The organism is Paenibacillus eucommiae (assembly GCF_017874215.1).
In the GTDB taxonomy this organism is placed as follows: Bacteria; Bacillota; Bacilli; order Paenibacillales; family NBRC-103111; genus Paenibacillus_AI; species Paenibacillus_AI eucommiae.
Map to the genome: position 1 here is coordinate 231,381 of NZ_JAGGLB010000005.1, position 24,731 is coordinate 256,111.

General features: G+C 46.1%; 24 protein-coding genes and 1 pseudogene. 14 read left to right on the plus strand and 11 right to left on the minus strand.

Features of this window, described 5'->3' with window-relative positions; all coding sequences use genetic code 11:
* The first annotated feature begins 8 nt into the window (after positions 1–8).
* The 9 genes from J2Z66_RS10375 (at position 9) to J2Z66_RS10410 (ending at position 11,666) form a co-directional block, all read left to right on the plus strand.
* Positions 9–2,489, plus strand: coding sequence for a S1C family serine protease (locus J2Z66_RS10375; protein ID WP_209971315.1), 2,481 nt, complete (start codon positions 9–11; stop codon positions 2,487–2,489).
* A gap of 599 nt (positions 2,490–3,088) precedes the next feature.
* On the plus strand, positions 3,089–3,286 hold the full coding sequence (locus J2Z66_RS10380; RefSeq protein WP_209971316.1) for a sporulation protein Cse60: 198 nt from the start codon (positions 3,089–3,091) through the stop codon (positions 3,284–3,286).
* A 146-nt stretch (positions 3,287–3,432) separates the two neighbouring features.
* Complete coding sequence (locus J2Z66_RS44350; protein WP_245375430.1) at positions 3,433–3,651, plus strand: hypothetical protein; 219 nt, start codon at positions 3,433–3,435, stop codon at positions 3,649–3,651.
* A 3-nt stretch (positions 3,652–3,654) separates the two neighbouring features.
* Complete coding sequence (locus tag J2Z66_RS43400; protein ID WP_209971317.1) at positions 3,655–3,858, plus strand: cold-inducible protein YdjO-related protein; 204 nt, start codon at positions 3,655–3,657, stop codon at positions 3,856–3,858.
* Between the two features lie 57 nt (positions 3,859–3,915).
* Complete coding sequence (locus tag J2Z66_RS10390) at positions 3,916–4,059, plus strand: hypothetical protein (protein ID WP_209971318.1); 144 nt, start codon at positions 3,916–3,918, stop codon at positions 4,057–4,059.
* 580 nt (positions 4,060–4,639) lie between these two features.
* Positions 4,640–4,930 carry a hypothetical protein gene (locus tag J2Z66_RS10395; RefSeq protein ID WP_209971319.1) on the plus strand — a complete coding sequence of 97 codons (291 nt, stop codon included), beginning with the start codon at positions 4,640–4,642 and terminating at the stop codon, positions 4,928–4,930.
* A gap of 110 nt (positions 4,931–5,040) precedes the next feature.
* Positions 5,041–6,822: a hypothetical protein gene (locus J2Z66_RS10400; protein WP_209971320.1), complete on the plus strand. Its 1,782-nt coding sequence runs from the start codon at positions 5,041–5,043 to the stop codon at positions 6,820–6,822.
* Positions 6,823–6,836: 14 nt separating this feature from the next.
* Positions 6,837–10,178: a hypothetical protein gene (locus J2Z66_RS10405; protein ID WP_209971321.1), complete on the plus strand. Its 3,342-nt coding sequence runs from the start codon at positions 6,837–6,839 to the stop codon at positions 10,176–10,178.
* 156 nt (positions 10,179–10,334) lie between these two features.
* Positions 10,335–11,666: a hypothetical protein gene (locus tag J2Z66_RS10410; protein WP_209971322.1), complete on the plus strand. Its 1,332-nt coding sequence runs from the start codon at positions 10,335–10,337 to the stop codon at positions 11,664–11,666.
* 335 nt (positions 11,667–12,001) lie between these two features.
* Here the strand turns inward: J2Z66_RS10410 and J2Z66_RS10415 are convergent, their stop codons facing one another.
* The 5 genes from J2Z66_RS10415 to J2Z66_RS10435 form a co-directional block, all read right to left on the minus strand.
* Positions 12,002–13,156: a winged helix DNA-binding domain-containing protein gene (locus J2Z66_RS10415; protein WP_245375431.1), complete on the minus strand. Its 1,155-nt coding sequence runs from the start codon at positions 13,154–13,156 to the stop codon at positions 12,002–12,004.
* A gap of 122 nt (positions 13,157–13,278) precedes the next feature.
* Positions 13,279–14,238 carry a hypothetical protein gene (locus J2Z66_RS10420; protein ID WP_209971323.1) on the minus strand — a complete coding sequence of 320 codons (960 nt, stop codon included), beginning with the start codon at positions 14,236–14,238 and terminating at the stop codon, positions 13,279–13,281.
* 19 nt (positions 14,239–14,257) lie between these two features.
* The gene (locus J2Z66_RS10425) at positions 14,258–14,803 is read right to left on the minus strand and encodes a hypothetical protein (protein ID WP_209971324.1); all 546 of its coding nucleotides are present in this window, start codon (positions 14,801–14,803) and stop codon (positions 14,258–14,260) included.
* Between the two features lie 122 nt (positions 14,804–14,925).
* Entirely contained in the window at positions 14,926–15,726 is an 801-nt protein-coding gene (locus tag J2Z66_RS10430) for an inositol monophosphatase family protein (protein WP_209971325.1), read from the minus strand.
* 220 nt (positions 15,727–15,946) lie between these two features.
* Positions 15,947–16,249 carry an antibiotic biosynthesis monooxygenase family protein gene (locus tag J2Z66_RS10435; protein WP_209971326.1) on the minus strand — a complete coding sequence of 101 codons (303 nt, stop codon included), beginning with the start codon at positions 16,247–16,249 and terminating at the stop codon, positions 15,947–15,949.
* A 159-nt stretch (positions 16,250–16,408) separates the two neighbouring features.
* Here J2Z66_RS10435 and J2Z66_RS10440 point away from each other — a divergent pair.
* Positions 16,409–16,886 (plus strand): annotated as a pseudogene (locus tag J2Z66_RS10440) (hypothetical protein).
* Between the two features lie 139 nt (positions 16,887–17,025).
* Here the strand turns inward: J2Z66_RS10440 and J2Z66_RS10445 are convergent.
* Positions 17,026–17,307, minus strand: coding sequence for an HIT family protein (locus J2Z66_RS10445; RefSeq protein ID WP_312894483.1), 282 nt, complete (start codon positions 17,305–17,307; stop codon positions 17,026–17,028).
* Between the two features lie 12 nt (positions 17,308–17,319).
* On the minus strand, positions 17,320–17,940 hold the full coding sequence (locus J2Z66_RS10450; protein ID WP_209971327.1) for an FMN-binding negative transcriptional regulator: 621 nt from the start codon (positions 17,938–17,940) through the stop codon (positions 17,320–17,322).
* Positions 17,941–18,010: 70 nt separating this feature from the next.
* On the opposite strand from J2Z66_RS10450, the gene J2Z66_RS10455 reads away from it, so the two are divergent.
* Positions 18,011–18,622: an SGNH/GDSL hydrolase family protein gene (locus tag J2Z66_RS10455; RefSeq protein ID WP_209971328.1), complete on the plus strand. Its 612-nt coding sequence runs from the start codon at positions 18,011–18,013 to the stop codon at positions 18,620–18,622.
* Positions 18,623–18,696: 74 nt separating this feature from the next.
* Here the strand turns inward: J2Z66_RS10455 and J2Z66_RS10460 are convergent, their stop codons facing one another.
* Positions 18,697–19,239 carry an aminoglycoside phosphotransferase family protein gene (locus J2Z66_RS10460; RefSeq protein ID WP_209971329.1) on the minus strand — a complete coding sequence of 181 codons (543 nt, stop codon included), beginning with the start codon at positions 19,237–19,239 and terminating at the stop codon, positions 18,697–18,699.
* A complete protein-coding gene (locus tag J2Z66_RS10465) occupies positions 19,236–20,132 on the minus strand; it encodes an AraC family transcriptional regulator (protein WP_209971330.1) in 897 nt (298 codons plus the stop codon). The genes J2Z66_RS10460 and J2Z66_RS10465 overlap by 4 nt, the downstream gene beginning before the upstream one ends.
* Before the next feature lie 224 nt (positions 20,133–20,356).
* Between J2Z66_RS10465 and J2Z66_RS10470 the strand changes: the two genes are divergently transcribed.
* Positions 20,357–21,925, plus strand: coding sequence for an FAD-dependent oxidoreductase (locus tag J2Z66_RS10470; protein WP_209971331.1), 1,569 nt, complete (start codon positions 20,357–20,359; stop codon positions 21,923–21,925).
* A gap of 63 nt (positions 21,926–21,988) precedes the next feature.
* Here J2Z66_RS10470 and J2Z66_RS10475 read toward each other — a convergent pair whose 3' ends face one another.
* Together J2Z66_RS10475 and J2Z66_RS10480 are read right to left on the minus strand one after the other, a co-directional pair.
* The gene (locus J2Z66_RS10475; protein ID WP_209971332.1) at positions 21,989–22,975 is read right to left on the minus strand and encodes a zinc-dependent alcohol dehydrogenase family protein; all 987 of its coding nucleotides are present in this window, start codon (positions 22,973–22,975) and stop codon (positions 21,989–21,991) included.
* A 21-nt stretch (positions 22,976–22,996) separates the two neighbouring features.
* A complete protein-coding gene (locus J2Z66_RS10480) occupies positions 22,997–23,437 on the minus strand; it encodes a hypothetical protein (RefSeq protein WP_209971333.1) in 441 nt (146 codons plus the stop codon).
* 139 nt (positions 23,438–23,576) lie between these two features.
* Between J2Z66_RS10480 and J2Z66_RS10485 the strand changes: the two genes are divergently transcribed.
* Entirely contained in the window at positions 23,577–24,245 is a 669-nt protein-coding gene (locus J2Z66_RS10485) for an HAD family hydrolase (protein ID WP_209971334.1), read from the plus strand.
* 15 nt (positions 24,246–24,260) lie between these two features.
* Complete coding sequence (locus J2Z66_RS10490) at positions 24,261–24,692, plus strand: MmcQ/YjbR family DNA-binding protein (RefSeq protein ID WP_209971335.1); 432 nt, start codon at positions 24,261–24,263, stop codon at positions 24,690–24,692.
* The last annotated feature ends 39 nt before the right edge of the window (positions 24,693–24,731 follow it).

Below are 24,731 nucleotides of genomic sequence, written 5' to 3' on the forward strand. Positions count from 1 at the left end.
AGAGCACGATGGGGAAATGGAAAGAACAGCAATTAAAGATAGGTATTGCACTCCTTATTATCATAACGATGATTTCTTGGACAGGCATTACCCCCTCCTACGCAGCAGACAGCTCCGATGTTCCCGGGGTTGTTGAGCGCACGACTGCATCCGTTGTAGCGATTATTGGAAAGCCGTCGGGCACCGATAAAGCTTCAACCAACCGTTTCAATCTGGCTCATGGCACAGGCGTAATCGTTAAATCAGACGGATTTATTATTACCAATGCGCACGTCGTCAAAGATATGAATAATATCGTAGTTGTAACCTCAGATGGCAAATCCTATACCGGTAAGATAACGAATATGGACGAAGAAAGCGATTTGGCTCTGGTCAAAATCGAAGCAACCGGGCTGACTGCAGCCAAGCTTGCCTCTTCATCCGATATCAGGGTGGGGGAGACGGTAGCAGCCATTGGCACGCCGATTTCTTTTTCACTTCGTAACTCGGTAACTTTAGGAATTGTAAGCGGTCTGGAACGCTCCATTAGTTCGGAATATCAGTTGATCCAAACCGACGCAGCCATTAATCCAGGCAACAGCGGCGGGGCTCTTGTGAATATGAAAGGCGAGGTTATCGGTATTAATACACTGAAGTACGCTGAATACGGCGTCGAGAACCTTGGCTTTGCAATAACGATAGATACAGTGAAATATGTGCTGGATCATTTTCAAAAGTATGGCAAGGTAAAGCGCTCCTATGTCGGTATTGAGCTGGAGGAGAGCTGGGAGGCTGTTGTCGGTTTGCCCTCCAAAGATGAGCTTCGGGTCGCCTATGTGGATCCGGATTCTCCGGCCGCGCTGGCGGGTGTAAAGCAGGACGATTTGCTCGTATCCGTTGGTGGAACCACAGTGAAGACGATGGTGGATTACAATCAAGCTTTGAAGAAATATTTGCCGGGTGAGAAGGTCAGCCTTTCTCTGAAGTCCGGTGGACTGGCCATAACCAAGGAGATTACACTTGGCGAGGTACAAGTCTCCGATTCCAAGTGGACGGACACTACCGATGTTACAGGCATTGATACGGATCGCGGCAAGACGCGGATCGGTGACAGTCATTATGGATGGTCAATGAAATACCCGGCAGGTCTGATCAAAGCAGATCAATCGGAAGATGGAGACCGGGTGACGTTTGTAGACGCCAAAGGTGAGTTTTATTTACAAGTAGAAACATCGAACAGTTTGAACGGGCCATTATCGCCATCAGGACTTTTAAACAAAATTTCTGAAGGTAGCGATTCCGACAACATTCTGGAACGAAGGTATATAAAAGGAGAAGGCACTGCCAATTCCTATGCTAAAATGGTTGCCAAATCGGTGGATAAAGACTACGGTCAGATCCGTGCTTATCAACGTGATGGCAAAATTTACATAGTTACCTTGTTCATCAGCAATGTAGAAGCAGAAAAGAAAAAAAGCAGGCTAAACAGCCTTGCTGATTTGCTGGACAGCTTCGAGCTCAATTTTGATGCCAATAATGAAGCTTTGAAGGACATTTCTGTATACTCGGATAAAAGTACAACGTACACGAACAACTACGGGCTTTCTGTAGATCTCCCCAAGGCCTGGAAAAAAAGCGATTACAGCAGCAGCAGCAGCTTTTTTAACGAGGATTATTCACAAGGCATAGCTGTTTATGTTACCTCCGCATCTTCCGGAGATACGCTGAAGGCTTGGGTAGACAGGGAACTGAAGGCATTCACAGATGCTTTTGCTACCAAGTACCGCAAGAACGAGAAGCCTAAGGAAGTTGAGCTCACGGATGTAACAGCGCTGCAAGCAAGCTACTCCTACAAGATGGCAGGAGAGTGGACGAATCAGTACTCTATCTACCTGATCAAGGATAAGTTTAAGTACCAGATTGATTACACCTACCCGGTAGAGGCTGATAAGGATGAAGTGAATGCAGTTATTGAGACCTTGACCGCATCGCTGCATATCGATAAAGAAGCTATGAACCCTGACGTTGGTTTCATTCAAGATATCGACGAGCTCCTTGATCCTAATGCAACAGTCAAATACAGCAATGCCAAGTATAAATATGCATTAGATATCCCGGAAATCTGGTCCAATGATATGTATGAGGATTATAAGGATAGCCCGGATGTTTCCTTCTACTTCTCAGGAGGATTCATGGAGATTAGTGCTAATGCGAGCGAAACCTTTGCTGAAACTGTAAAAAGTGAAGACAAGTACCACAAGAAAAGCAGTGAAGACGATAGTGACTACAAGTACAAAGCAACGGACATCACACTTTTCAAAGGTAACGCTAAGAAATATGTAGCTACCATTGGCGGCGAGAAAGCACCTGCTCTGGAAACTACCTATGTTTTCAGTAAAAACAACATCACTTACAGAGTCACACTAAGCATCGAGGAAGCAGTTCGCACACCAGCGAATGAAGCCCGTCTGAACAAGGCTTTCGAATCGCTGACGTTTTCCGCAAAATAATCTATGCATGAAGGCAGCACCCAGCAGGGTGCTGTTTTTATGTATGTTTTATTAGAAAGTATAGGTTTTGGGTGATGCCTGGAGAGAAAAATTCTCGATTAGGGAACCAGAAAAGAAGCTCAGATTATCCTATCGCCACCCTCCCTTTCCCTCAGGAAAGCAACTTTTACTGGCAGTCTGTTTGAGTGTGGCAGGATCGGCACTTTGAAGCTGAGAGGGAAGGTATGTGGGAGAAGAACGAGAGTAGCGGCCTAGTAACAGCTAGTAGTAGCTTATAGCAGCTTAAGTAGCAGTCCGCCCTCTGCCCTCCGCAGAAATGATCGTGTACTCCACTTAACGATGTTTTTCATCGTTAAAGCATTAGCTCCCCTCAGCTGGGCGGGCTCTGCATCTCCAGCGCACACCCATTCATACAAGGGAAGAATAATAGAATTTTATATAATACCTTCTATTTAATTCCAATATCATACAGAGTTGACAACATGACCCTGACGTGATATGTTAAGTCTATCGAGGCATTCCACTCTATTTAGGGTGGGGTGCCTCCCTGTATATGTGATTATTTTTTACATTAAATGTATAAAGTGAGGGCGCTGACTATGATTCAAATCAAAGAGTTTATTGATTCCGATATTAGCTATGCCGAGAAGAAAGCCAATGAGTTTCTGGCTTCTATTACTGAGGAGCAATTTATAGATGTATGTTACGGAACGATGGTGAAAATGAACCCAAATCAAATGGCTAGCCAGAGGAGTACGATTTTGGTAATCTACAGGACTATCAATGATGGTGGTTAGCGGGTTAGGTAGAATGTCAGGAAGATGGACTGCCTTCAAGTTTCTAAGACGGGCAGGCCTGCCATTGAAAGGGGTTGATGCAATCACGCTTGGGTGAGTCTCTTCGGAGACTATGCTTACAAAATAATCCCAAGAGGTGAGCATCAATGGCAAGTATTAGTCGGGGTAAGGCATTAAACCATTCGCCATCAAGAACGAGAGGCAGCTGTCCTGGCTGTGAAAGAACTCGGATCAAACTTATTTATGAACGCACGCAAGCTGACGGCTCTGTTCTGAAAGTATGTAAAAACTGTCGTGATAAAAAGCAGCTTAAAAGCAGCACAAGCACGCTAGACTTACAAGCGGATGGAACAACAGGGCAATAGAGGATGAGATATTTTCCTAGGCCGAAGAAGGATCCTTCTCTGAATCCGGGCGTGGAAACAACAGTTTGGGCCTGTACGAGCCGAATCTGCAGCTGTTGGATGCGGGTGGAGATGTCTTTTGAGCATGAGCCGGCTTGTCCGTTATGCGGTGAATGGATGACTGCAACCCAAAAGACAGTACCGAAAATCATAAATCCGAGATTCTAAGTAAGGATCTTAGTCAAAGGATCATAGTCGCAAATGTGTACCGCCGGAGGTGTCAAGGTGAGATACCCTTTAAAGAAGGACAGCAAAGATAAGGGCAGCAACGATCATATTTTTGAAAAGTTCTTTTTAGGACTCTCAATTGTTTCCACGGCCGTAATCGTATTGATGATTGTAGGCTATATCGTTTTTATGTTTTTGTGAATTTAGTGTATATTTAATAAGGCATTCCGTTCAAATGAGCGGAGTGTCTTTTTTTTATTCAAAAAGAAGCACAAATTTTCCCTATCGCCACTATCCCTTTCCCTCAGAAAATCTACCTCTGCTGGCAGTCCGTTTGAGCTTGTGTTCGTGCGATTGTATGCGATTGTAGCTAAAGTGGGGGATGGGCAGTAGGTGGAAGTGCGATAGCATTTGCCTTTATAGATTTGTTCCAGCCTCCTCATGCATTCCACTCAAGGGAACAAATCTTTAACAACGGCTGGAGCCCACAGCCATTTCCTCTCGTAACGCTCCCAAGTTTCAATTACGCTCCTCTCGCAACGCTCCCTTTTCTCGAACACGTTCCTCAAAGGACGCCGCAAGGCATTCTTTCTCACTTGAAATCTTGGAAAAATAATGCCCGGCAAGCAGAGCTTTTTATGTCTAAGTAAGCCAGGTCGCTCCATATAAATGATACATAGCTGCTTAATACATACTCTTGGTTCAGGTGTAGAGGCTCGGGTTTAGTGGTTCGGCTTCATACATAGTTATTTTTCAGTAAAAAGTAAGGGGGTAATCGGTAATGCTGGACATTAAAAAGAAAACGGTCATTCTGGAAATGGATCGTAATGATCTCTGGCAGCTTGCTACAGCACTGAAGGATGGAATTATTCATGAGACCAGGCTGAAATGGGTGCGGTATTTTCAAGGTAATGGAGAGCGGGATTTTATTCATTATGTGCGCAGCAATCATCATCTTATTTTTTCATATATAGAGGAAATGTACGCTTTCCTGGAGCGGGACGATATTATGGAAGGGCTGGAGCGTGATTTAATCGTTCTATTGCACAATGACCGCGGCAGCGGGAATTAACGACGATTCATCAGGCAAAGGTCTTAAATTTGATTGAAACAAAGGTTTACAGGTGCAATTTTCCAATGTAAGATATTACTATAAGTGAAATCTCTATCCAGAGGTGTGCGATGGTCGAACTTGCTCATGTTTCTACGCTTATTCCCTTTCACAGCGGGCTTCAGGTCTGTGTTTCGGACAGCAGACCGATACAGGTGCTCCAATGGCAGTGTCAAGGCGAGCCGACCGCCGATCTCGTGAGAGGTGTTTATACTACAAATCCTTTACATATAGACAAAGCAGCAGATTTTATCCGTTTGGCGAAAGAAACCTGTGCAGAGCTGGTTTTGACGCCGGAGTATTCGTTTCCATGTGAAGTGCTGGACATGATTATCGGGGACACCAAGCTTTGGCCGGACAAGGGTTCTTTGTGGTGTCTCGGCATGCAGGGATATGAGCGGCAGGAGTTTGCCGGGAAGCTGGAGTTATGGACAAGCAGCGGCAGGACGCTGGTAGTTAGAGGTGCCTTTGAACGATTGAAGCAGCGCCTCTTTATCGATACGCTAATCTACTTGTTCGTGCTGGATGATGGGCGGCTTTGCATACTTCCGCAGTTTAAAACGATCCCGATGTCGGACAAATGGAATGAATATGAAGGGAAAGGCCTTTGTACGAGTGATTTAATTTATGTTTTTGATTTATGCGGCAGAAGCGAGGATCAGAATCGGTTTTTGTCCATTCTATGCTCGGATGCGCTTGGTGTTCAAGCGCAGGAAGTGCTTGATTTCACGCAAGGCAAGCACCTTACCATTTTCCATGCCCAATTAAATCAAGAGCCTCGGCATGATGATTTTCGGGCTTTTCGCGGTTGTTTACTGGATCGCTATGCGGGTCGGGATATTCGGATTCTTACCTTAAACTGGGCAGCGGGAACGACGATCGAGCATTTACATTTCAGCAAGCCATGGTCTGCCTTTTACAAAAAGACTGCGCGGAGAGAGCTGCCAGAGCAGCGGCACAGAACGTCCAACCACGCCAAAGGCACCTATTTCGCCCTGCATAAATTTACTGAAATTTGGTACTCTCACCGGGAAGAACATTGCAAGCGTTTTGATATTAACAAAGGGTTTCAAATTGGCGCTTCCTATGCTGCAACTACGCATCCGGAGCCGATCACACAGGATTACTTCGTGTTTGATACTGAACAGCAGAGCTGGAATTCCGCTCCTTCTGGAATTCACGGACCTCATGAACCTCATGAACCTAGTGGACCTCATGGAGCTCGCGAACCTAATGGAAATGCTGAACCTTCCGGGTATTCCATGAAGGCTTTTATTGAAAGCCATGGACAGGATTATGATTATCCATTACATGCAGCGCCGCATGATTGTGATGCTTTCTTTGGGCTTTGCTTTGGCCACTTTCTGGAAGGCGAGCTTAGTGCAGCAGATGATGAGCTGGTGAGCAGGATGCTGTTTGGATCGGATGAAGAATCGGATCAGAAGCGCAATGAAAAGGCCCTCCAATATAAAACTTTGATCAAGCTTATAAAAAAACAGGATTTCCCCCTCGAAATGCAGGAGTTAACGGATAATCACGAGCTTTATTTAGACTCTCAAACGGCTGAGGACAAGCTGAAATATGGGAATGTATACCCGAAGAACCTTTCACCGGAGCAGCGGAATCCTTTTCAATCGGCGCTGTTCATGATCTCCGAGCATAAAAGCAGGGAACAGGTTGCGCAGCAGGTGGATGAATTGAGCAGAAAGCTCCACCTTAATTTCCGCAACCGGGTGGTTGTCTATTATTTTTCGGCTGAGTCCAACAAATATGAAAGATTCGATGAGCATCTGCAGCAGAAGAGAATCGATAAAGCGACCTACTCCAAATCTCTGAGTTCCATTAAGGGTTAGCTTAGGAGGAAAGCATGAAACTTAAAGAATTGATAAACAGCCTTCATTTTGCTGAAGATGTCACCAGCGAGCGATTTCGTTTTCGCGACGAGAACTACAAGGTTTTTAGAGCAAAACGCACGGAAGGAACACTTCCTGGTGTTCAATTATCTGAATATTTTTTTGTGGAAGTTTCCGAGACTGCTATGGAGCTGATGACGGGGGAGGATGACCTTTCCTATTTTAGCGATTTCCAGACCAAGCTTTTATCCAAACCGTTTTTTGCTTATAAAAATGATGTGCGCTGGAATCTCTATTTGATCCTGGTCATTGATAGCTATGAAAAGATAAAGGACAGCAGCCGGCTGCACAAAATCGAGAATGATGCTGACTATGCACGCAAATTTGTCGCAACACCCGCTGATGTTTGGAGCTGGCTCGATAAGGAATGGCTGCATACCGCAGCCGAGCAGGCGGAGCAGGCTGATCCTGTGCAGGATTGGAACGATCATTTGGAGCGAGCCCAGTTGACCGGATGCTTAACGCAAACGTTCGCCACAGAGCATGTCAAACAATATTTGCACGGAATCCCCTTTCTCTCCGATGAACCCGCTGCTGCAGGCCGCAGAGTCCACAATGCAGATCAGTATGAACAGCAAATAGAGCAAATTACATCGGTCGCCTTCGATGGGTTTCGTCAGCATTGCTTTGCAGATGTAAATCCGATTCAACCCACTCAGGTCAACCTGCTTCATGGTTCTAATGGTTCAGGTAAAACCTCTGCCATGGAAGCGATTGAGCTCGCATTTACTAATGAAATCAGGCGCAGCGCCGAGTTCGGGGACAAGGTGGAGGCAACGGCTGTGCAATCCAAGGTAGGCTGTCAAACGGAGTCGGGCGGCGAACTTATTTTTCAATCGGGAAAATCATTATCGCTGTATAAGCAATTAGCCAAATCCTGGTATGGTGTCACTTCCGGAAAGCAATCTGTGCTGAACTATTACTTTCACCGCTTTAACTACTTCGATTCTGAGGCGGCTTACCGCTTCGCGCTTAGTGAGAGCGGGCACGGAGAGCACGAGACATTCGATTACTCCGATAGCTTAAGCCAGCTAGTATTTGGCGAAGCTACTTTGGCTACACAAGCCAGATGGCAGCGGTATAAAAAAGAATTCGAGGATCAATCTAAGGTTCTGCACAAACGAAAGAGCGAAATGACTTCGGAAAAGCATACTTTGCTGGAGAAGATTGCTGATCTGAGCAGAGCGGAGCCAAGGAAGCCTATTGAAATCGGTGCTCTATTGTCCTCGATACATTTGCGAAAGCCGCCAACAGAAATTCAGCTGGAGCAGCTCGAGAACCTCAACGTAATATTGCAGTCGGTGGAGCCGCGGCGGAAAGAAATTGTGGAGTTTCCTTTTCCCGGTGTCAGCTTGACGATTGGACATATAGAAACTGAAATCAAGCAAAGTCAGCAGAAGCTAGAGCTATTGATGAAGGAAAAAAACAGCAAGCTTGCTTCCATAGAGCAGCTCAGCCTGGAGCATAACCGTATGGCTGGTGAGCTGCGCAGCGTGGATGAACGAAAGCTTTCTATCAAACAGAACATAGATGTTACCAACGAATATGTGCGGGAATGGCAGGAGCTGCGAAGGATTATTGAACAACCGTCACTAATAGTAGAGCGTCGGGCTTTGGAGCAACGATTGGATCAATTGAATCATAAGCTGGCTGTTCTGCACAAAGTTGAAGGCCGCTTCAAACGGCTCGCATCTATGACTGAGGCTGATTGGTCACTGCTTGCTCCTGAAAGCTATCAGCAGGCTCTTTTGGACCTGGAAGAAACTGAGATGCTTTTAGGACAGGCCAAATCCCGTCTTGAGGGTGCAGAGAAGCTTATGGGCGATCTGGGTACGCTGTTCTCCCGCCTTCAGCATCTAGGAACAAATTTCCTTGATCTCAAAGAGGAAGCAACGGTATGCCCGCTTTGCAAGCACGAGCATGGCAGCAATCAGGCTTTGAGTGATGCGATTCATGCAGCGATGTCTGCTAATGTGCAAGGAGAAAGCAATGCGGATGAGCTGCGGAACAATGTGGAGGCTCTGCAAGAAGAGCGGGAGCAGCTGCGAAGACGGATTGAGCAGCAGACCATCAACAGACAGAATATCGAGCAGCTTGCAGAGGTGTATGAGGAGCTGTTAGCCGATCCTGCTCTTGACCTGGATGCAGCGATGCAAATGCCAAAGGATCAATGGCTGGTCATTCAACAACTGCTTACGGAGACGATGGGCAGATGGCAGGAGCAGCAGGATATAGCACACAAGGAGCTGCAAGCTCTTGATGAAGCAGGATATGGTCAGCAGCCCATCATTCGAGCAGAGCTTTTTCAAAAGGAGAACCCGCTCTACAAGCAGGCGCAGCAAGCTGCCATATCGTTCGACGTGCATGCCGTTTCGAGGCAGCAAGCACTGCAGCAGGAAGCTACGGCCGCCGTACATGAGGAGGAGCTATTGCGCAATCAAATTGCAGACTTGAAGCAGCGCCTTCAGCAGATTTCTTTGGAGGAGCTGCGTACCTCTATAAAAGAAAACGAAACACAGCTCAGGCATTGGAACAGACTCGCAGAGAGTGTAGAGAGCCTGCTGTCTGAATTTGATCTGGACAAGCGTGTAAATTTACGTGTGTGGGCTATTCAATTGGAGAAGACCATGACACAGGTTGGTCTGCTTATAGAAAGACAGCGGAACAAACAGCAGAAGCTGGAGCTGCAAGCTCAGCTGGCTAACGTGGACCGGTCGCTGGAAGTATATCAAGGCATGGAAGCGAGATGTGAGGTGGCTTGCACTACTTTAAATCAATTAGCCGCTCTCAAGGATTATACCGAAGAATTTATTAACAAAAACATTTCAAAAATCGAGCGGTTCTTCAAAATTCTTCATACCCCCAGGGAGTTCGACGCCATTCGTCTTGAGGATGGAGGACTAATGCTGAACCGGAAGTGGGACGGCCAGTCTGTGAAGGCTTATCAAATGTCTTCGGGTCAGCGGGCATCTCTGGCGCTTTCCGTTATGTTCGCCGTGCATCTGGCGGCGCCAAATGCGCCTAAATTTATGATAATGGATGAACCTGTAGCGAATATGGATGATCTGCATTTTATGAATCTACTCGATTTGCTTCGCGATCTTGCCCTGTCAGGCAGGCAAATTTTCTTTACTACAGCCAACCCTGATGTCGCCAATCTGTTCAGGCGGAAATTCAGCTTTTTTGAACAACGATTTACCCACTTTGAATTTACAAGACATTCTGGTGAGTCCGTACAAATTCGCGCTATCAAATATGCACCAGACAAGGAAAGCCCATTATCTCAAATTAGCTAGCCTCTAAGCCTAACCGTGCAGGCAGAGCAGGCAAGGGCTGGCAAGGGCAGGCAAGGGCAGGCAAGGGCAGGCAAGGGCAGGCAAGGGCAGGCAAGGGCAGGCAAGGGCAGGCGAGAGCGGACAAGGACAGGAGAGGGAAGGGAGCTCAATAAGTATATGTCAATGGAATCAAAAACAACGATACATACGCTGTTACTGCAGCATTTCAACAGCGGGGCTGGTGCTGCAGGCTATTTAAGAGGGAAAATTCCCGGCTTATCTCAACAATTGGCCCGTTTTTTTGCCAGCCGCTCGGATATAGACAGATTGCAGCAGGCTGAGCTTTTGAGTGAACGGATTTTAGCTTTGACAGACTTTGCAGATATGATTCCCCTGCGCTCAGCGGTGGCTACACTAGAAATCAAGCGGCTGATTGCCTACAAAAAACAAACCGATCACACGGCACACACGTTGTATTTGTTTTTGCTTGGAATCTGGGTCTATGATCATGTCAGTGAAATACGCCAAGCCGTCGATGCTTCGATTCATAGCAGCAAACCGGTAAAAATGTTTCTTTTTCAATGGACCTTTGCCTCTTTGCTTCATGATGTTGGTTATTTATATTATGATTTCGAGGAAGGTCAGAACGCTTCGTCTTGGAGCTTGTATGATGAGATGCTTTCGATCAATTATTTTCAACGGTATGCTGGTGAGTTAAGTGAAGAGGCTGCAGAAGCGTTACAAGAATCCTGGAAAGTATTTGCCAAACGGTACGAGCTGCCGATACATGGGGAGCAGCAGAGCTCGGGACAGTTGATTAAAGCTTTGGATCACATACCTTGGCTGGCAGAGCTGCTTCCTTCTTATCATACGGGTTTAGAGACTATGAATGTTAGTGGCGGTTTTAGCGGCAATTCGAACAGCAGTTCAGAGAGCGATTCAAAGAGCAATACCGGTAGTCTAGGCTCAGGCTTGCCAGAGTTTGCGTATCAAATGGCTTCGTCGGGCTATGACGGTCATCCTGTCGTTGATCATGGTGTGGCAAGCGGATTGATTTTATTAAAATATACTTCAATCTGGTATTGGCTCAGCAAGCATGCTTCTGAAACGCATCCTCAGTTGCATGAAGAACTGAATGCCCGTTTCCATTACTTCCCTCATGTGCTGGAGAAGCATGTAATTCCCGCCTGCAAAGCTGTAGCCTACCATAATATGCCTGGGGTCAAGTTTCAGCTGGAGCAGGAGCCTTTGCTCTATCTGGCTGTGCTTTGTGACGAGATGCAGATTTGGGACCGCTTCTTGTCGGGATCTGAGCATATCGACAATTGGAGAACGATCAAGCCTTGTATGGCTGAGGACATCGAGGCTGAATTGATCTATGGGGAAACAGGTGCTTCGTTGCTCCATCTTATGGCCTCAGCGGCGCATTACGATAAATTGCTTGGCAATTTGGAGAAGCGGGTAGGGGATTGGAGCCGTTTTGTGCAGCTTTCAAGGCTGGATAGTTGAGAAGGAAGCTTTGTGGCGTTCCTTTGAGGAGCGTGTTCGTGACGTATGTGCGTTACGAGAGGAAATGGCTGTGGACTCCAGCCACTGTTAAAGATTTGTTCCCTTCAATAGAATGGATGAGGAGGTAGGAACGAATCTTTAAAGGCGGGCGCTCACGCTCTTCCACCCACAACCATTTCCTCTTCTCAGCTACAATCGAACGAACACCAAGCTCAAACGGGCAGCCCACAAGGATTTCTCTTAGTTGGAGGAGATTTCCTGACGGGCTCGGGCGTTGTGGATGAACGCTCAATTCGGGGGAGGCGGGCCGCCGCTGCTTGTCCTCCTCTAACCATTCACTTTATCTGGATGTCATGGGTGCTTGCATCATCAGCAGCAAAGTTCAGCAGTCGTGAGCCTTCCTCGGACAGTGCATGGATCTCCTGTTGGGACAAAGGCTCGAAAGGCTCGATGATGAGCGTGGCGCTGCTGCGTTGCCGCTCGATTCTCCAGATTCCTCGGACAAAGCCGTCGACGAGGATGGTCGCCCGGATGATGCCATTTATGGTGAAGACCAGCGGGCGGTAAGCTTCGGCGATGATGCGGGTACGGTCAGCGTATGACAGCAGCATGTTGTCGAATTCGGACAGAAAGCGCGGCGGCGCCGGAGTGTCGGGGTCAGGCAGCGGTGCGTCCGGTAGGTCGAACAGCTCGCTGCCCTGCTCGTCACGGAAGGTGCGCAGGCGCGACCGGAGCCTCTCGGTGACTTCACGCAATCTGGTCAGGCCTGACCAGACCTGCATGTCCTTGACGGTAGCCGGGCCGAACGCGGCCAGATAGCGCAAGATCATCTCATCCGGCGATGAGTCGGATGAGATGGGCTTGCCGAGCCAAGCCTCGGCTGAGGTGTGGCTTGCTTGCCCGCTGCAGCCCCAGAGGCCGCGCGGAGGCACTTGAATGAGCGGTACGAGAGTGCGTACCGCGCCCGCAAGGGCCGCCGGTTCACGGTCGGGCCATTGCTCGCGCAGCAGATTGCCGAGCTCGCTGAACGTGAGCGGCTGCTCCTCCACTAACGCACGGCCAGCGGCTGCGAGTGCCTCTGTGTCTACTTCGGCGAGGCTTTTGCCGAAGCTGCTCTTCAGTCCGCGGTCCAGAACGGACTGAAGGATGGGCCGAAGCGCCAGACTGTCACTGGCGGTGACCAGGTGGATGGTTGAGCGCATTAAGGCGATGCGTACTACCTGCCGGTCTTTGATTAGCTGAGCCAAATCATCATGGTGGAAGCCAGCCAGGCGTGTCCATAAGCCGATATAGGGAGGCGTAGGGGCTTGGGCTTGAAGGCCAACAAGATGGTCGATGGCATTGAGAACTGACATGTTTGAACGGCTAAGCAAAAGCTGCCGCTCTAGTAAAGCGCGTCCCAGAGCTCTAGGTCCAAGCACAATGTCCTTCTGGCCGCAAGCTCCCGCAGAGGTGTCTCCTGAAGGTATCGGTACTCCCATATTGGACATGTTGCAACAGCCTCCTTTTTATAGTTCTTTAACGAAATACACACCGCACTCAGTCCGAGAGCACAGTGCGACGTTGATGTAATACTTGATGTGTAGCATACCCAAGCGGCAGGAAAGCTCGCTTACTGCTTCTTTTGCTTTTTCAAATGGTCGATCTGCCAGGTCAATTCTTTTTTGATGGAGTTGTTTTTGATCGCTTTTTTGCATTTGGTTACAAGCTCGATATCCTGGCAGGCCAGTCCGATATCCAGCAATAATCCGTCCCGCATACGGCAGTCGCCCCACTTGATGGATGGATCGGTCTGGTCGGCCAAATCGAACACTTCCTGGAAAAACAAGGGGTCCCATTTCCGACGCATCTGATGGCAAAAAGCAGCCACGCATAGCTGGGTTCTCACAGGATTTTTTTCTGTCTCCAGATGAGGCTGGTCCAGGAACAACTGCTTCATATCTTCATAGTTCCAGGTTTCAGCTACGGGTAAAAGGGCTGCAATTGTATACTTTTCTCCTATTTTCTTATGTTTACATAAGGTTAAGGCTGCTTCCCAACCGTGCTTTTTGCTCGTTTCGCTGACTAATATTGTTTTGCAGTTCTCAATCTCGTATCTTTCTTTAATAGGTTCTGATTTTTTCAAAATTTCAAGGAAATGTCCGGTATCTGCTTGTTCTGCGTAGTATTTCAATAATACCCGATATCCAGTATATCTGTTGTCTTCTTCTTTGAAAATATGCAGTACCTTTAGCTGCTCGATGTACGCATAGCTTGCCTCTATTTGCTGCTGGGAGATCAATTTCTCAATGACGTAAAGCGCCAAATGATTAAAGATAATGTCGTCTTCGACCTGCTTGACAAGCGGCCAGATGTCGTCCACGGAAGAGGATTCAAACAGCTCGATCAACTTTCTTTCCCAGCTCAAAGAGCTTTCATACTGGTTCTTGGAAATTTTGGATCGATCCTGTGGCATAAAGATGCTTGCGTAAAGTGCTTCTAATCTTCCAATAGCTTGGGGTGATTTGTCGTAGTAACCTTCTTTATGGCAGAGATTGATAGCTTCTATACAGCCAGATAGTTGAGTGTGCATAAGCGAGAAGTCTCCATTTCTAACGGTTTGTATAGACGACTGTACCTGCTCCGGAATAACCTGTTATATCTACTCCTGGCACTGTGCCATGATACTCATTTGAAATTACGTACCAAATCCGATATCCCAGCCCTGTATCCAGAATCGTGGCATTACCGTCCAAATTCCAGTTATTTTTATAGGTGATATAGATTTTTTCGATATCTTGCTGGTTGATGACTCCCCAAAACATATGATAGCCTTTGCCCTCAACACGCATCTTATCCAGATTAACCCAATTGTAGGTTACAGGTTCATCAGCCATTTGTTGCAGCGAAGAACCCGTGATCCATTGCCATCTATCTTTCTTTTCGCGTATGAATCCAGTTCCTATGGGCATGTTCGGATCTTCCGTTAAATAGAAGGTCAAGGCGGCATTTGGAAGTTCAACTTTGGTTAATAACCCCTTGAAGCTGACTCCGGAGTTGTTCAAAGCTTCCTCTGGCGAGCTGTATCCTTCCTTTTTGGCGCAGCCTGTGATGACTATCAGCATGATCAATAATATAAATATAAGTTTGTTTTTCATTGCTGTGTGCTCCTAACGATTGATTCCAATAATTTCTTTCAATTGCTGAGTGGTAGATTCGTTTATTGTATATACGGTGCTGGTACGTCCGGGTTTCATGAGCGTGCTCTTGGAAAAAGTGTTTAGTTTAATCCTTCCTGGACCAAATTCAAGAAATAATCCTTACGGTCAGGATGACAAGCGATCATATAGGGCTCTGAACTCATTCCAGTGAAGGGTCTTCCTTCATAATCTATAACTAGGCCACCGGCTTCCTTAACCATCAGCATTCCGGAGTATAAATCTTCACCTTCAGAGTTATATAAAATAATACCATCCAGATCGCCTTTTGCAAGCATGCACCACTGCAGGGTAGGCGCCCATAAGCGCATCATTCTTTTAGTGTTTAAATCGATATGCTGCCTCAACTTTACTGCGCGTGCTTCATTCTGCACTTTGTGTCCTTGAATCCAGGCCACCGTAGCTTTTTTGAAGTTACGGTTTTTTTCCATGACTATAGGCTTTAGATTGCAGATCGTCCCGGCGTTCAAGCTTGAAACAAACAGGCGATCCACCATTGGTTCGTATATAGCGGCTAATACGGGTTCATTCCTATGCATCAGTGTAACGGAGCAAGAAAAAGCTGGGAATCCAATCGCGAAATTGTTGGTGCCGTCGAGTGGATCTACTAACCAGAGCCAGTCGCTCTGCAGCTGGTTATCTCCCGCTTCTTCAGATCTAATCTGATGGCTGGGGAAGATATGCTTTATTTTATTTAAAATGATTTGTTCCGCCAGATGATCTACCTCTGTGACAATATCACCATAGTCATCTTTCTCTTCATAACTGTCGAGATTATCGAACCGTCCGCGTATGAACCTTCCTGCTTCTAATACGGCTACAATGGAAATTTCCTTAGCTGTTTGGATAACTTTTTCTTCCAAGCGGATGCCCCTTTCCGTAGTTATTTTTCTTAATGTTCAGGGTGAAAAAGCACTAGCAGCAGCCCGCCTTCCCCGAATTGAATGGTTTGCTTCACTTTAACGATGTTTTTCATCGTTAAAAGTGGATAAATGGCCTCTCGAAGAGGTTAGAAGGGGTTTTTAACGATGAAAAACATCGCTAAAGCAGCAGCTCTTCATTCCCAGCGCTTCGCCGCTCTTCTTATATCTGGCTTAGGTTAATATCAATATAATGCTCCACTACAGGGAAGGGGTCATAAAAATGGTGCAGAAGCGCCTTCCACTCCTGGTACTCAGGGGCATTTCTAAACCCGACCAAATGATCTGTGATGGACTGCCATTTCACAAGCAAGAGATATTTGTTTTCTTCTTCCACACACTTTTTTAATTCGTGGCTGATATAGCCCTTCATCTTGATCAGAAGCTTCGAGGCTTGCCGAAAATTGCTTTCAAAATCATTAATGAGACCGGGTTTGATTTGCAAAGTGGCCACTTCAAGGATCATACAGGAGAGCCCCCATTTCTGTTGGTACATATCCTACAGTTTACACTACTTACCAACATTAGGGAATATAATCGATTGCTGCTATAGTGAAAATAAGGTTCGGGGTAAGGTAGTTGAAGAAGCTTCGTAGTAAGGAGGGGAGAAAGGTTGGAAAATGATATTTTTCAATCCTTGTTAGGAGAAATCGTTGAGGAAGTGCACGCACTTGATCCAGGATATTCAGGTCATGCAAGTGACGTTTGGCTTGTGAAGACATCTGCGAACGAAGTGATAGTCCGGTCTTCTAGACTTAAGGAGGAGCCTGATAATGACTTCTGGTGGGGCTGTAAGTTTTTATTTGGAGTAGATCCCAGGAGTGCTATTTACATCGAAAAAGCATCTGGGCTGCTAAATAAGATAGCGACCATACCTGCTCACTGAGGCTTATGTGCTGGCTCCACCAGAATTCGATTTTATTGGACTTGAATATGTTCTTGACGCAGAGTCATCCAAACCATTTATTGAGGGGTATAAAACGGTGCTGACCGTTCCTGATTTATCCTGCGTGAGAAGATCCTATAGATTTTTGTACAGAATTATGGGCGTGCAAGGATCCGTTGATTTAGCGAAGTGGTTTGCTCAGCCTGTGTTATTTTAGGCCTGCTTTCGTATATAATCTAGGGAATTTTTCAAATGGTCACAGGTTTCTTTTAGTAGTGTGCCTGCATCATTTAGGGGTTCTACCCAGCCAAAACCATCATCCTTATATCTGGGGAAAACATGCATGTGATAATGGGTCAAATCATTAAACACACCGCCATTTTGAATGATGCTAATCCCATCGGGTTTAATGCTGATTTCAAGGCTTTACTAAGAAGTACAGACGCTTTGAAAATAGCAGACAAGGTTTCTTCGTCGATTTCTTCCAAGTCCAGATAATGCTGTTTAGGAAGGATAAGCGTGTGCCCCGAGTTAAAAGGTTGTATGTCTAAGACACAGGCGACGTGCTCATCTTCATAAATTAAATGTGCTGCCTCCAACTGATGGGCTATCCTGCAGCCAAGACAATCTATATGCATATAGTCCCTCCGTTATTCATTTGGATTCCTTATCGTATGACTCATAAGTCTGGCTATTTCTTTAGCATCTTGATTTTCTTGTTGATTCAACTGGTCTATCACTTTTTGGCGTCTTTCGATTGGGTGGTGTTGATTTAATTTCCATGCCCCTTCCATTCTGGTAATCTTTATTTCGAAGGCCACGATATGGTTAATGAGGGACTGGTTAAAGGAAGAATTCATAGGGCTTGTCCAAGGCTCGCTGCGGTCTGCTTCATAGTAATCGACAGTTTGCGCCAAGATGTCCTCTATTTCTTCCTGGTTCTCTATCATATTAATTTCTCCGTACACATGCACACTGACATAATTCCAGGTAGGGACTGTGTTTGGCTCCTCGTACCAAGACGGAGAGATATAAGCATGAGGACCGGGGAAAATAACCAATACACGGTTTTGATCAAGTCCATTCCATTGATTGTTGACCTTAGCCATATGGCCTACTAAGCGGTTTGATTGTTCATCATATAAAAAGGGAAGGTGTGTAGCAACAGGTTCGCTATTGTTTATGGAGACCAGCATGCCGAAGCTGTTGCTTTTGATGAAGTCATCCAGCTTTTTTTGATCATCGACTCTAAATTGTTTAGGTATATACAAGTGTTCACGTCCTTTTTCGTTATGGTAAAATAGAGCTTGTTCGACTAACTAACGTTGGAGGTCAAAGTTCATGAGAAGTGTTTTTGTGATAGGAGATAGTATCTCTATTCATTATGGACCCTATCTGCAGCAAGCCATAGCCCCTCAGTTGTCTTACGATCGAAAAAGAGGAACAGAGGACGCGCTAAAAGACTTGAACAACCCAATTGGAGCCAATGGTGGAGACAGCGGCATGGTGCTCGCTTATTTGCAGCAGCAAGAACAAGAGCATATACACTACGATATATTGCTTGTTAACTGTGGGTTGCATGATATTAAAACCGATCCCGCGACCAGGACGAAACAAGTGACACCTGAGCAATATGAAGCTAATTTGCAGCAAATATGCCAGTTGGGTATTTCCATGGCCCGTTCATTTGTGTGGGTCCGCACTACGCCTCTTGTGGACGAAATACATAACCAACTTGCATCCATTTATCGGTTTCACGAGGATCTATTGCAGTATAATTCGATTGCGGACAAAGTTATGGAGCAGAACGATATTCCTGTCATTGATTTATATACGGCCACTCTCGGTATGGGAAAAGATGAAGATGTATATTGTGATCATGTCCATTTCAAAGATGATGTCAGACAGCGGCAGGCTGCATTTATTGCGAAGCAGTTGTTAAGTATTGCTTAACTGCCGTCTACGGCCTATACCAGCTTGGCTTTACCAGCTCAAAATAGTTATGGTCCTCCAAAACAGAATAAAGCTTATCCAACTTGACCTGACTTCATATATTCGTCTACGTATCTCAGATGCTTAGGCGTTTTTCTGTCGTTCCACGGCGCTACATTTGGAGGCGCTTTATATTGATGCATCTTTAGCAGCTCTTTGCCGGCTTCCGCACCTATCTCATGCTGAACGTCTGCTGAATAAGCAGGCAGCTCCTCAGAAGCGTCGTTTCCTTCTATATATGTTACTAGCATATACCCTTTGTCTGAATCGGCATGCACCGTGTTCTTAAGCCCTTTATTGAAAAGCTCCTTGTCCGTAAGTTTTCCGACATCTAAAGGCTTTGAACAGTTAACGCCAAGATCGTCCATGCTTTTTAAGATGTCAAACTCAGCCTGTTTGGATGCATATTGATCCAGATCAAAGGTTCTGAGGAGAAGCTTTCCCTGATTGGAGCTATGCACGATATACTTGGCGTCGGTTGAATACCCTTTATTTATCTTATCGATCCCTACTGCACTTTTGATAAAGGGGATGGATGCTTTTAAGGATTCAAGGTCGATATCAGGGAAAGATGTCATTGCGATTCAACACCTTCTTTCCATATTTGGCTCCGAAACTGACTGGGGACCAGGCTGGTTGAGCGTTTGAACACCCTGCCGAATTGTGCAGCAGAAGAGAAGCCTGCTGCATAAGCGATGTCAGTTAAGGTCATTTCGGGGCTGTCTCGCAGCATACGCTTGCTCTCCAATACTCGCTGCTCCAGGACGTACTGGTAGAACGATAAACCTTTTTCCTGTTTGAATTGTCTGGTCAGGTGTTCCGGACTGATATGGAACATGCGGGCTGTGTTTTGCAGAGAAAGATCTTCGTGCAGATGTTTGCTGATATAGTCGGAGCAGAGTGTAATCGGACTGGTATCGGGCTTGGCTTCAGCATCCTCCATACTACGGCGGATCATCGCTGCCAGGCAGATAAATTGGGAACCTGCGATCTGTCTCCATTCTGACTTCTGCTCCTGTATTTCCTCGGATATACGCGAGAAGATCCACTTGATGTTGGCGAACATAGCCGATTGTAAGCGGATTTGCCAGAAGGCTTGGGTGGATACCTCACGAAAGTTAGGAATAGGCATGAAAGAACATCCCATTTCTTTGTTCCATCCGGTTTCGTCGAAACAAATGACTGTTCTTTTATATTGACAGAGCGGATCGATGTAAACTTGGTGGGGCACGTGTCCAGAGAAGATCAGCAGATGGCCCGGAGACTGCATATAGACTTGTTTATCGATAACGTAAGCGGCTTTCCCTTCCAAAGTTAAATTTATTTCTATTCCCGGTTGGACATGCAGCTTTTGATTGTGAGCCGGAATAAATTCCTGCCTTGCATAGACGGGGAAATTTTTGAATCCATTTTCGACAATGGGGTTAGGGGTAGGTGGTTCATTTATAAGGGTGCGATCTAGTTTCATCATAGACGCTCCTTTCAACGTACAGGCATGAGTTATTAATGGATACCAGTATAGTATAGCTCAAGCACATCCAAAGGAGAATCAATTATTGACCATAAAACAGTCAATAATCTGGAAGACGGTTGAAAAGAAAGTCGTTTACAATGGATTCATGCAAGGAGTGAAGTTCAAGCTATCGAGTTAAATCGCGGATGTGTAAAAATAATAAACTGGAGGGAGCAGATAACATGATCAAGGAACGAGCAGCGGAAGTCGCCATTATAGGTGGTGGCATGGGAGGCTGTGCAGCAGCATTGGCCGCCGCGAGAATGGGAAAAAGCGTTATTATGACGGAAGAAACGGATTGGATCGGTGGCCAGTTGACGAGTCAGGCCGTACCTCCCGACGAGCACCACTGGATTGAGCAATTTGGATGTACGCAGAGCTATCGCCAATTTCGCAATGGCGTGCGAGACTACTATCGGCAATATTTTCCGCTGACTGCTGAGTCGCGAGCAACCGCCAACCTAAACCCAGGCAGCGCGAGCGTCAGCCGGATCGCCCACGAACCGAGAACAGCCCTGGCTGTTCTCCAGCAAATGCTTGCCCCGTATATCCACAGCGGTAAAGTCGTTTTGCTGCTGCGGTGCGTTCCCGAGAAGACAGAAACAGAAGGTGACGACATCCGCTCCGTCACGATACGCAGTCTGGATACCGGGCTGCGTACGGTCATTACAGCTCCCTATTTTCTGGATGCCACTGAATGCGGAGATTTGCTGCCGCTCGCTGGGGTAGAGTATGTCACGGGTTCAGAGTCCAGAGCCGATACAGGGGAAGATCATGCGTTGGAGGGTGAAGCGCAGCCGATGGACATGCAGGCGTTCACCTGCGTCTTTGCCGTTGATTATCTCGAAGGGGAGAATCACACGATCACTAAACCGCAAGACTACTCGTTCTGGCGGGCGTACAAGCCTGATTTTTGGCCGGATCAAATGCTGAGTTGGTCGGGTGTCCACCCAGCTACATTGAAACCGCGGGTTTACGATTTCTTTCGGGAGGACGAGGGATTTAATCTATGGGGTTATCGGCGAATAATCGATAAGAAGCATTTTTCTCCGGGCTCTTTTAATAGTGATATCACCATTGTGAATTGGCCGCAAAACGACTATTTTCTCGGTCCGATTATTGATGTAAGTGAAGAAGAAAAGACGCAGCATTTATGGAACGCCAAGCAGCTTAGCCTTTCCTTTCTGTATTGGATGCAGACGGAAGCGCCACGATCGGATGGCAAGCTTGGTTATCCCGGACTTCGTCTGCGCCATGATGTTGTTGGCACCGAGGATGGCTTGGCCAAGTATCCATATATTCGGGAATCCCGACGGATACGTGCAGAATTTACGATTCTCGAACAGCATGTCAGCAAATCGCGCCAGAGCAGCGGGGTGGGTGAAGTGTTTCCCGATTCGGTTGGTATCGGATATTATCATATCGATTTGCACCCGAGCACTGGAAACCGGCATTATATCGACTTCGCCAGTGTACCGTTTCAAATTCCGTTGGGCAGCTTCATTCCGATTCGCGTAAACAATGTACTGCCAGCAAATAAAAATATCGGGACAACTCACATTACGAACGGCTGTTACCGACTTCATCCCATCGAATGGAGCATTGGAGAAGCCGCTGGATTGCTGGCTGCCTTTTGTGTGGAAAAGCAGGTCACTCCCCGTGCAGTTCATGGTGATCAAGCCTTGCTGGTTGAGTTCCAGCAGCTATTGGTGCAGCAGGGAATTGAACTGATGTGGCCTTTCAAGGTATGAGGTGAGGAAGACTTCCTTGCTTACTTTCAGATAAAATAAATCAGGGAAGAGAAGTGAAATGCGTCAAAATGTAAGCAGTACTTTGCCAGAATTAACAGGCTTTTCGGCAGTTAGTATTGCTTGTTGGATATGCTCTAAATCAAAGTAATGGGCTGCGCTCATAAGCTGTAAGCGGCCGGAGCTTATTTCGTCGAATAGACGATCAAAGGTCTGATGCCACGTATACAGAGGAGCCGTCTGATTCCAGTGCCTAAGATAAAACAACCTCATATGAACCTGATGGAAGGCGGACAGCTTTCCCCAATCGACAGGGATGCCTGAAAGAAGGCCAATACTGACTAACTGCCCATTCACTTTAACGCATTTCATCAATTCTTCTCCAGCAGTGCCCCCTATAGAATCGATAGCCGCGGATGCTCCTAGTCCTCGTGTGAGTTCCATTACAGATTCATGTAATGGTTCTTTTGATGTGTCAATGACTTGTGAAGCTCCAGCTTTATACAAATCTTGCGTATGAATAGAATTTCGAATGACGGCAATGACTTGGGCACCACGCTGGCTCGCTATTTGGGTAATGATCCGCCCGATGGAGGAGCCGCAAGCATTTACCACTACAACAGATTCTGCATGGATGTTCATTATTTCGGTAAGCAGCACCCAGGCAGTGACGGGGTTGATATACATTTGGCTGGCCGCATCATCATCTATGAAGTCAGGTACTCGCACCAGAAAGTCGGAAGAGGCAAGGACAAGCTCCTGCCATGTGCCTTCTCCCCTTAGAGGCAGGACCCTTTTGCTAATAAGATCTGAAGGGGCTTCAGGACCGATTTCTTCAACGATGCCAACTCCCTCATAGCCGGGGATGCCGGGTAACACGGTTCTGTGCTTGTATGCTCCGCGAATTGGAATAAGATCGGAAGGGTTAATGGGAGTTTTTATCATTCGAATGCGGGCTTCTTTGGCTTCCAGCTTGGATTTTTGGCGACTTTGGATTGTAATTACGTCATTCGGTTCACCGAACTGAGAGTAGGATAGGGACTTGTAGTTCAATAGGTTCACTCTTCTCCAGTATTAAAATTCTTTTTCCTGTTCATGCTGGTTAAACTGTTTGATTTGGTTTCTTAATTTGGCTATCGTGACCCCAACGATGGTGCCAAGAGCCAAGCTTAATAAGGAAGCAGGCATACCTATTGTGATCAACGCGAATCCTGCTGCCTTGTTATCATCAACTTCACGGTTTGGATCACCTACTACACTTAAAATCAAGAAATACAGAATAAATAACATTATAAAAGAAACTGCCGAGAAAGGAATTTGTCTCCACTGCCCCTTGGAAAAAATGGAGTTAGTAATAGCATTCGTTATGATTAGTACGACAAATCCAGGGATAATTCTAGATTCTAGAAAATCTAAATTAGAAGCAAGTAAGTAATCCAAGTATAGTACGGTTAGTAGCACATGCACAAATGAGGGGATGGATCTGAGTATGGTTTGTTTCATCAAATTTTTCATGGAATTCCTTTCTAAGACTAAATCTAGTTGATAATCAAGGCAATCATGGTATAGTTATACTATCATATAATAGGAAATAAATGTTAGAATTTAATGTGAATGAGTAGGCAAATGATCCAGCATATATGGGGGGCTACCTATGTATAAAGCCATATTTCTCGATTTCTACGGAACTGTGGTTCATGAAGATGATGATATTATTCCTGTCATATGCCAAGAAATAATGAATAGCACGGAAATTACATGTACGCCTGAGGATGTCGGCAGCTATTGGTGGAAGGCCTTTTTGAGCAGATTTCAAAATAGCTTTGGAGCGACCTATGAGACACAACGAGTTTTAGGGATAAAATCATTGTCTGATACGATTAACTACTTTAAATCAACATGTGAGGCGAGCCAAATAATTCAAAAGCAATTTGAATTTTGGAAGAAGCCCGCCATATTCGCTGACTCGTTATCATTTCTAGAGGAAGTGAAGATGCCCATTTACATCCTGTCTAATATTGATAGTGATGACCTGGCAGCTGCAATGAAGCATCATCATATTCAAGCAGCAGGAATCATTACAAGTGAGGATGTTCAGGCTTACAAACCGAGGCCAGAGATGTTCAAGGAAACGATGAAGAGATTTCATTTAACTAATGATGAAGTCGTACATATAGGAGACTCATTAATAAGTGATGTTCAGGGGGCTCAGGGCGCAGGAATCAAAGCGGTATGGCTGAACAGAAAAAAGAAAGCTGCTCCTGAGCATATAAAGCCTGACTATGTTTTTGGTAATTTGCTTGAAGTGAAAGCCATACTTTGAGGAGGTAGATTGAAAATGAATAGGGAGGAAGAATTGAGGGAGGATTCGCTGATTCATCAAGAACTTTTGGAGCGGATCAGGAGATTATGTCTGTCCTTTCCTGGGACCAGCGAACGTTTGAGTCACGGTGCTCCCACTTTTTTCATCAATGAAAAGAAGTCGTTTGTGCAGCATCATACGAATCATCACGGCGATGGAAAAATCGCCATCTGGTTTGCCGCGCCATCAGGCCTTCAATCCATGCTAGTTGAGTCTGATCCCGAAATTTATTTCGCGCCTGCCTATGTGGCGCATTTGGGCTGGGTAGGCATGCGCCTGGATCGTAACGCTGAATGGGAAGAAATTGCAGGTGTGATTGGTGATGCCTACCTCGCCCGGGCACCTAAGAAGTATAGGGAGATTTTGATGAATACATTTCGCGTAGTTCTTCAGCGTAACGATAACTAATAAGCTGCAAATCTTCTGTTTCTTTCCACCCTAATTCTT

Excerpts from the sequence above, each read along its gene's own strand:
- J2Z66_RS10375 (WP_209971315.1), top strand. The coding sequence starts at position 9 with ATGGGGAAATGGAAAGAACAGCAATTAAAGATAGGTATTGCACTCCTT.
- J2Z66_RS10380 (WP_209971316.1), top strand. The coding sequence starts at position 3,089 with ATGATTCAAATCAAAGAGTTTATTGATTCCGATATTAGCTATGCCGAG.
- J2Z66_RS44350 (WP_245375430.1), top strand. The coding sequence starts at position 3,433 with ATGGCAAGTATTAGTCGGGGTAAGGCATTAAACCATTCGCCATCAAGA.
- J2Z66_RS43400 (WP_209971317.1), top strand. The coding sequence starts at position 3,655 with ATGAGATATTTTCCTAGGCCGAAGAAGGATCCTTCTCTGAATCCGGGC.
- J2Z66_RS10395 (WP_209971319.1), top strand. The coding sequence starts at position 4,640 with ATGCTGGACATTAAAAAGAAAACGGTCATTCTGGAAATGGATCGTAAT.
- J2Z66_RS10400 (WP_209971320.1), top strand. The coding sequence starts at position 5,041 with ATGGTCGAACTTGCTCATGTTTCTACGCTTATTCCCTTTCACAGCGGG.
- J2Z66_RS10405 (WP_209971321.1), top strand. The coding sequence starts at position 6,837 with ATGAAACTTAAAGAATTGATAAACAGCCTTCATTTTGCTGAAGATGTC.
- J2Z66_RS10410 (WP_209971322.1), top strand. The coding sequence starts at position 10,335 with ATGTCAATGGAATCAAAAACAACGATACATACGCTGTTACTGCAGCAT.
- J2Z66_RS10415 (WP_245375431.1), bottom strand. The coding sequence starts at position 13,156 with ATGTCCAATATGGGAGTACCGATACCTTCAGGAGACACCTCTGCGGGA.
- J2Z66_RS10420 (WP_209971323.1), bottom strand. The coding sequence starts at position 14,238 with ATGCACACTCAACTATCTGGCTGTATAGAAGCTATCAATCTCTGCCAT.
- J2Z66_RS10425 (WP_209971324.1), bottom strand. The coding sequence starts at position 14,803 with ATGAAAAACAAACTTATATTTATATTATTGATCATGCTGATAGTCATC.
- J2Z66_RS10435 (WP_209971326.1), bottom strand. The coding sequence starts at position 16,249 with ATGATCCTTGAAGTGGCCACTTTGCAAATCAAACCCGGTCTCATTAAT.
- J2Z66_RS10445 (WP_312894483.1), bottom strand. The coding sequence starts at position 17,307 with ATGCATATAGATTGTCTTGGCTGCAGGATAGCCCATCAGTTGGAGGCA.
- J2Z66_RS10455 (WP_209971328.1), top strand. The coding sequence starts at position 18,011 with ATGAGAAGTGTTTTTGTGATAGGAGATAGTATCTCTATTCATTATGGA.
- J2Z66_RS10460 (WP_209971329.1), bottom strand. The coding sequence starts at position 19,239 with ATGACATCTTTCCCTGATATCGACCTTGAATCCTTAAAAGCATCCATC.
- J2Z66_RS10465 (WP_209971330.1), bottom strand. The coding sequence starts at position 20,132 with ATGATGAAACTAGATCGCACCCTTATAAATGAACCACCTACCCCTAAC.
- J2Z66_RS10470 (WP_209971331.1), top strand. The coding sequence starts at position 20,357 with ATGATCAAGGAACGAGCAGCGGAAGTCGCCATTATAGGTGGTGGCATG.
- J2Z66_RS10480 (WP_209971333.1), bottom strand. The coding sequence starts at position 23,437 with ATGAAAAATTTGATGAAACAAACCATACTCAGATCCATCCCCTCATTT.
- J2Z66_RS10485 (WP_209971334.1), top strand. The coding sequence starts at position 23,577 with ATGTATAAAGCCATATTTCTCGATTTCTACGGAACTGTGGTTCATGAA.
- J2Z66_RS10490 (WP_209971335.1), top strand. The coding sequence starts at position 24,261 with ATGAATAGGGAGGAAGAATTGAGGGAGGATTCGCTGATTCATCAAGAA.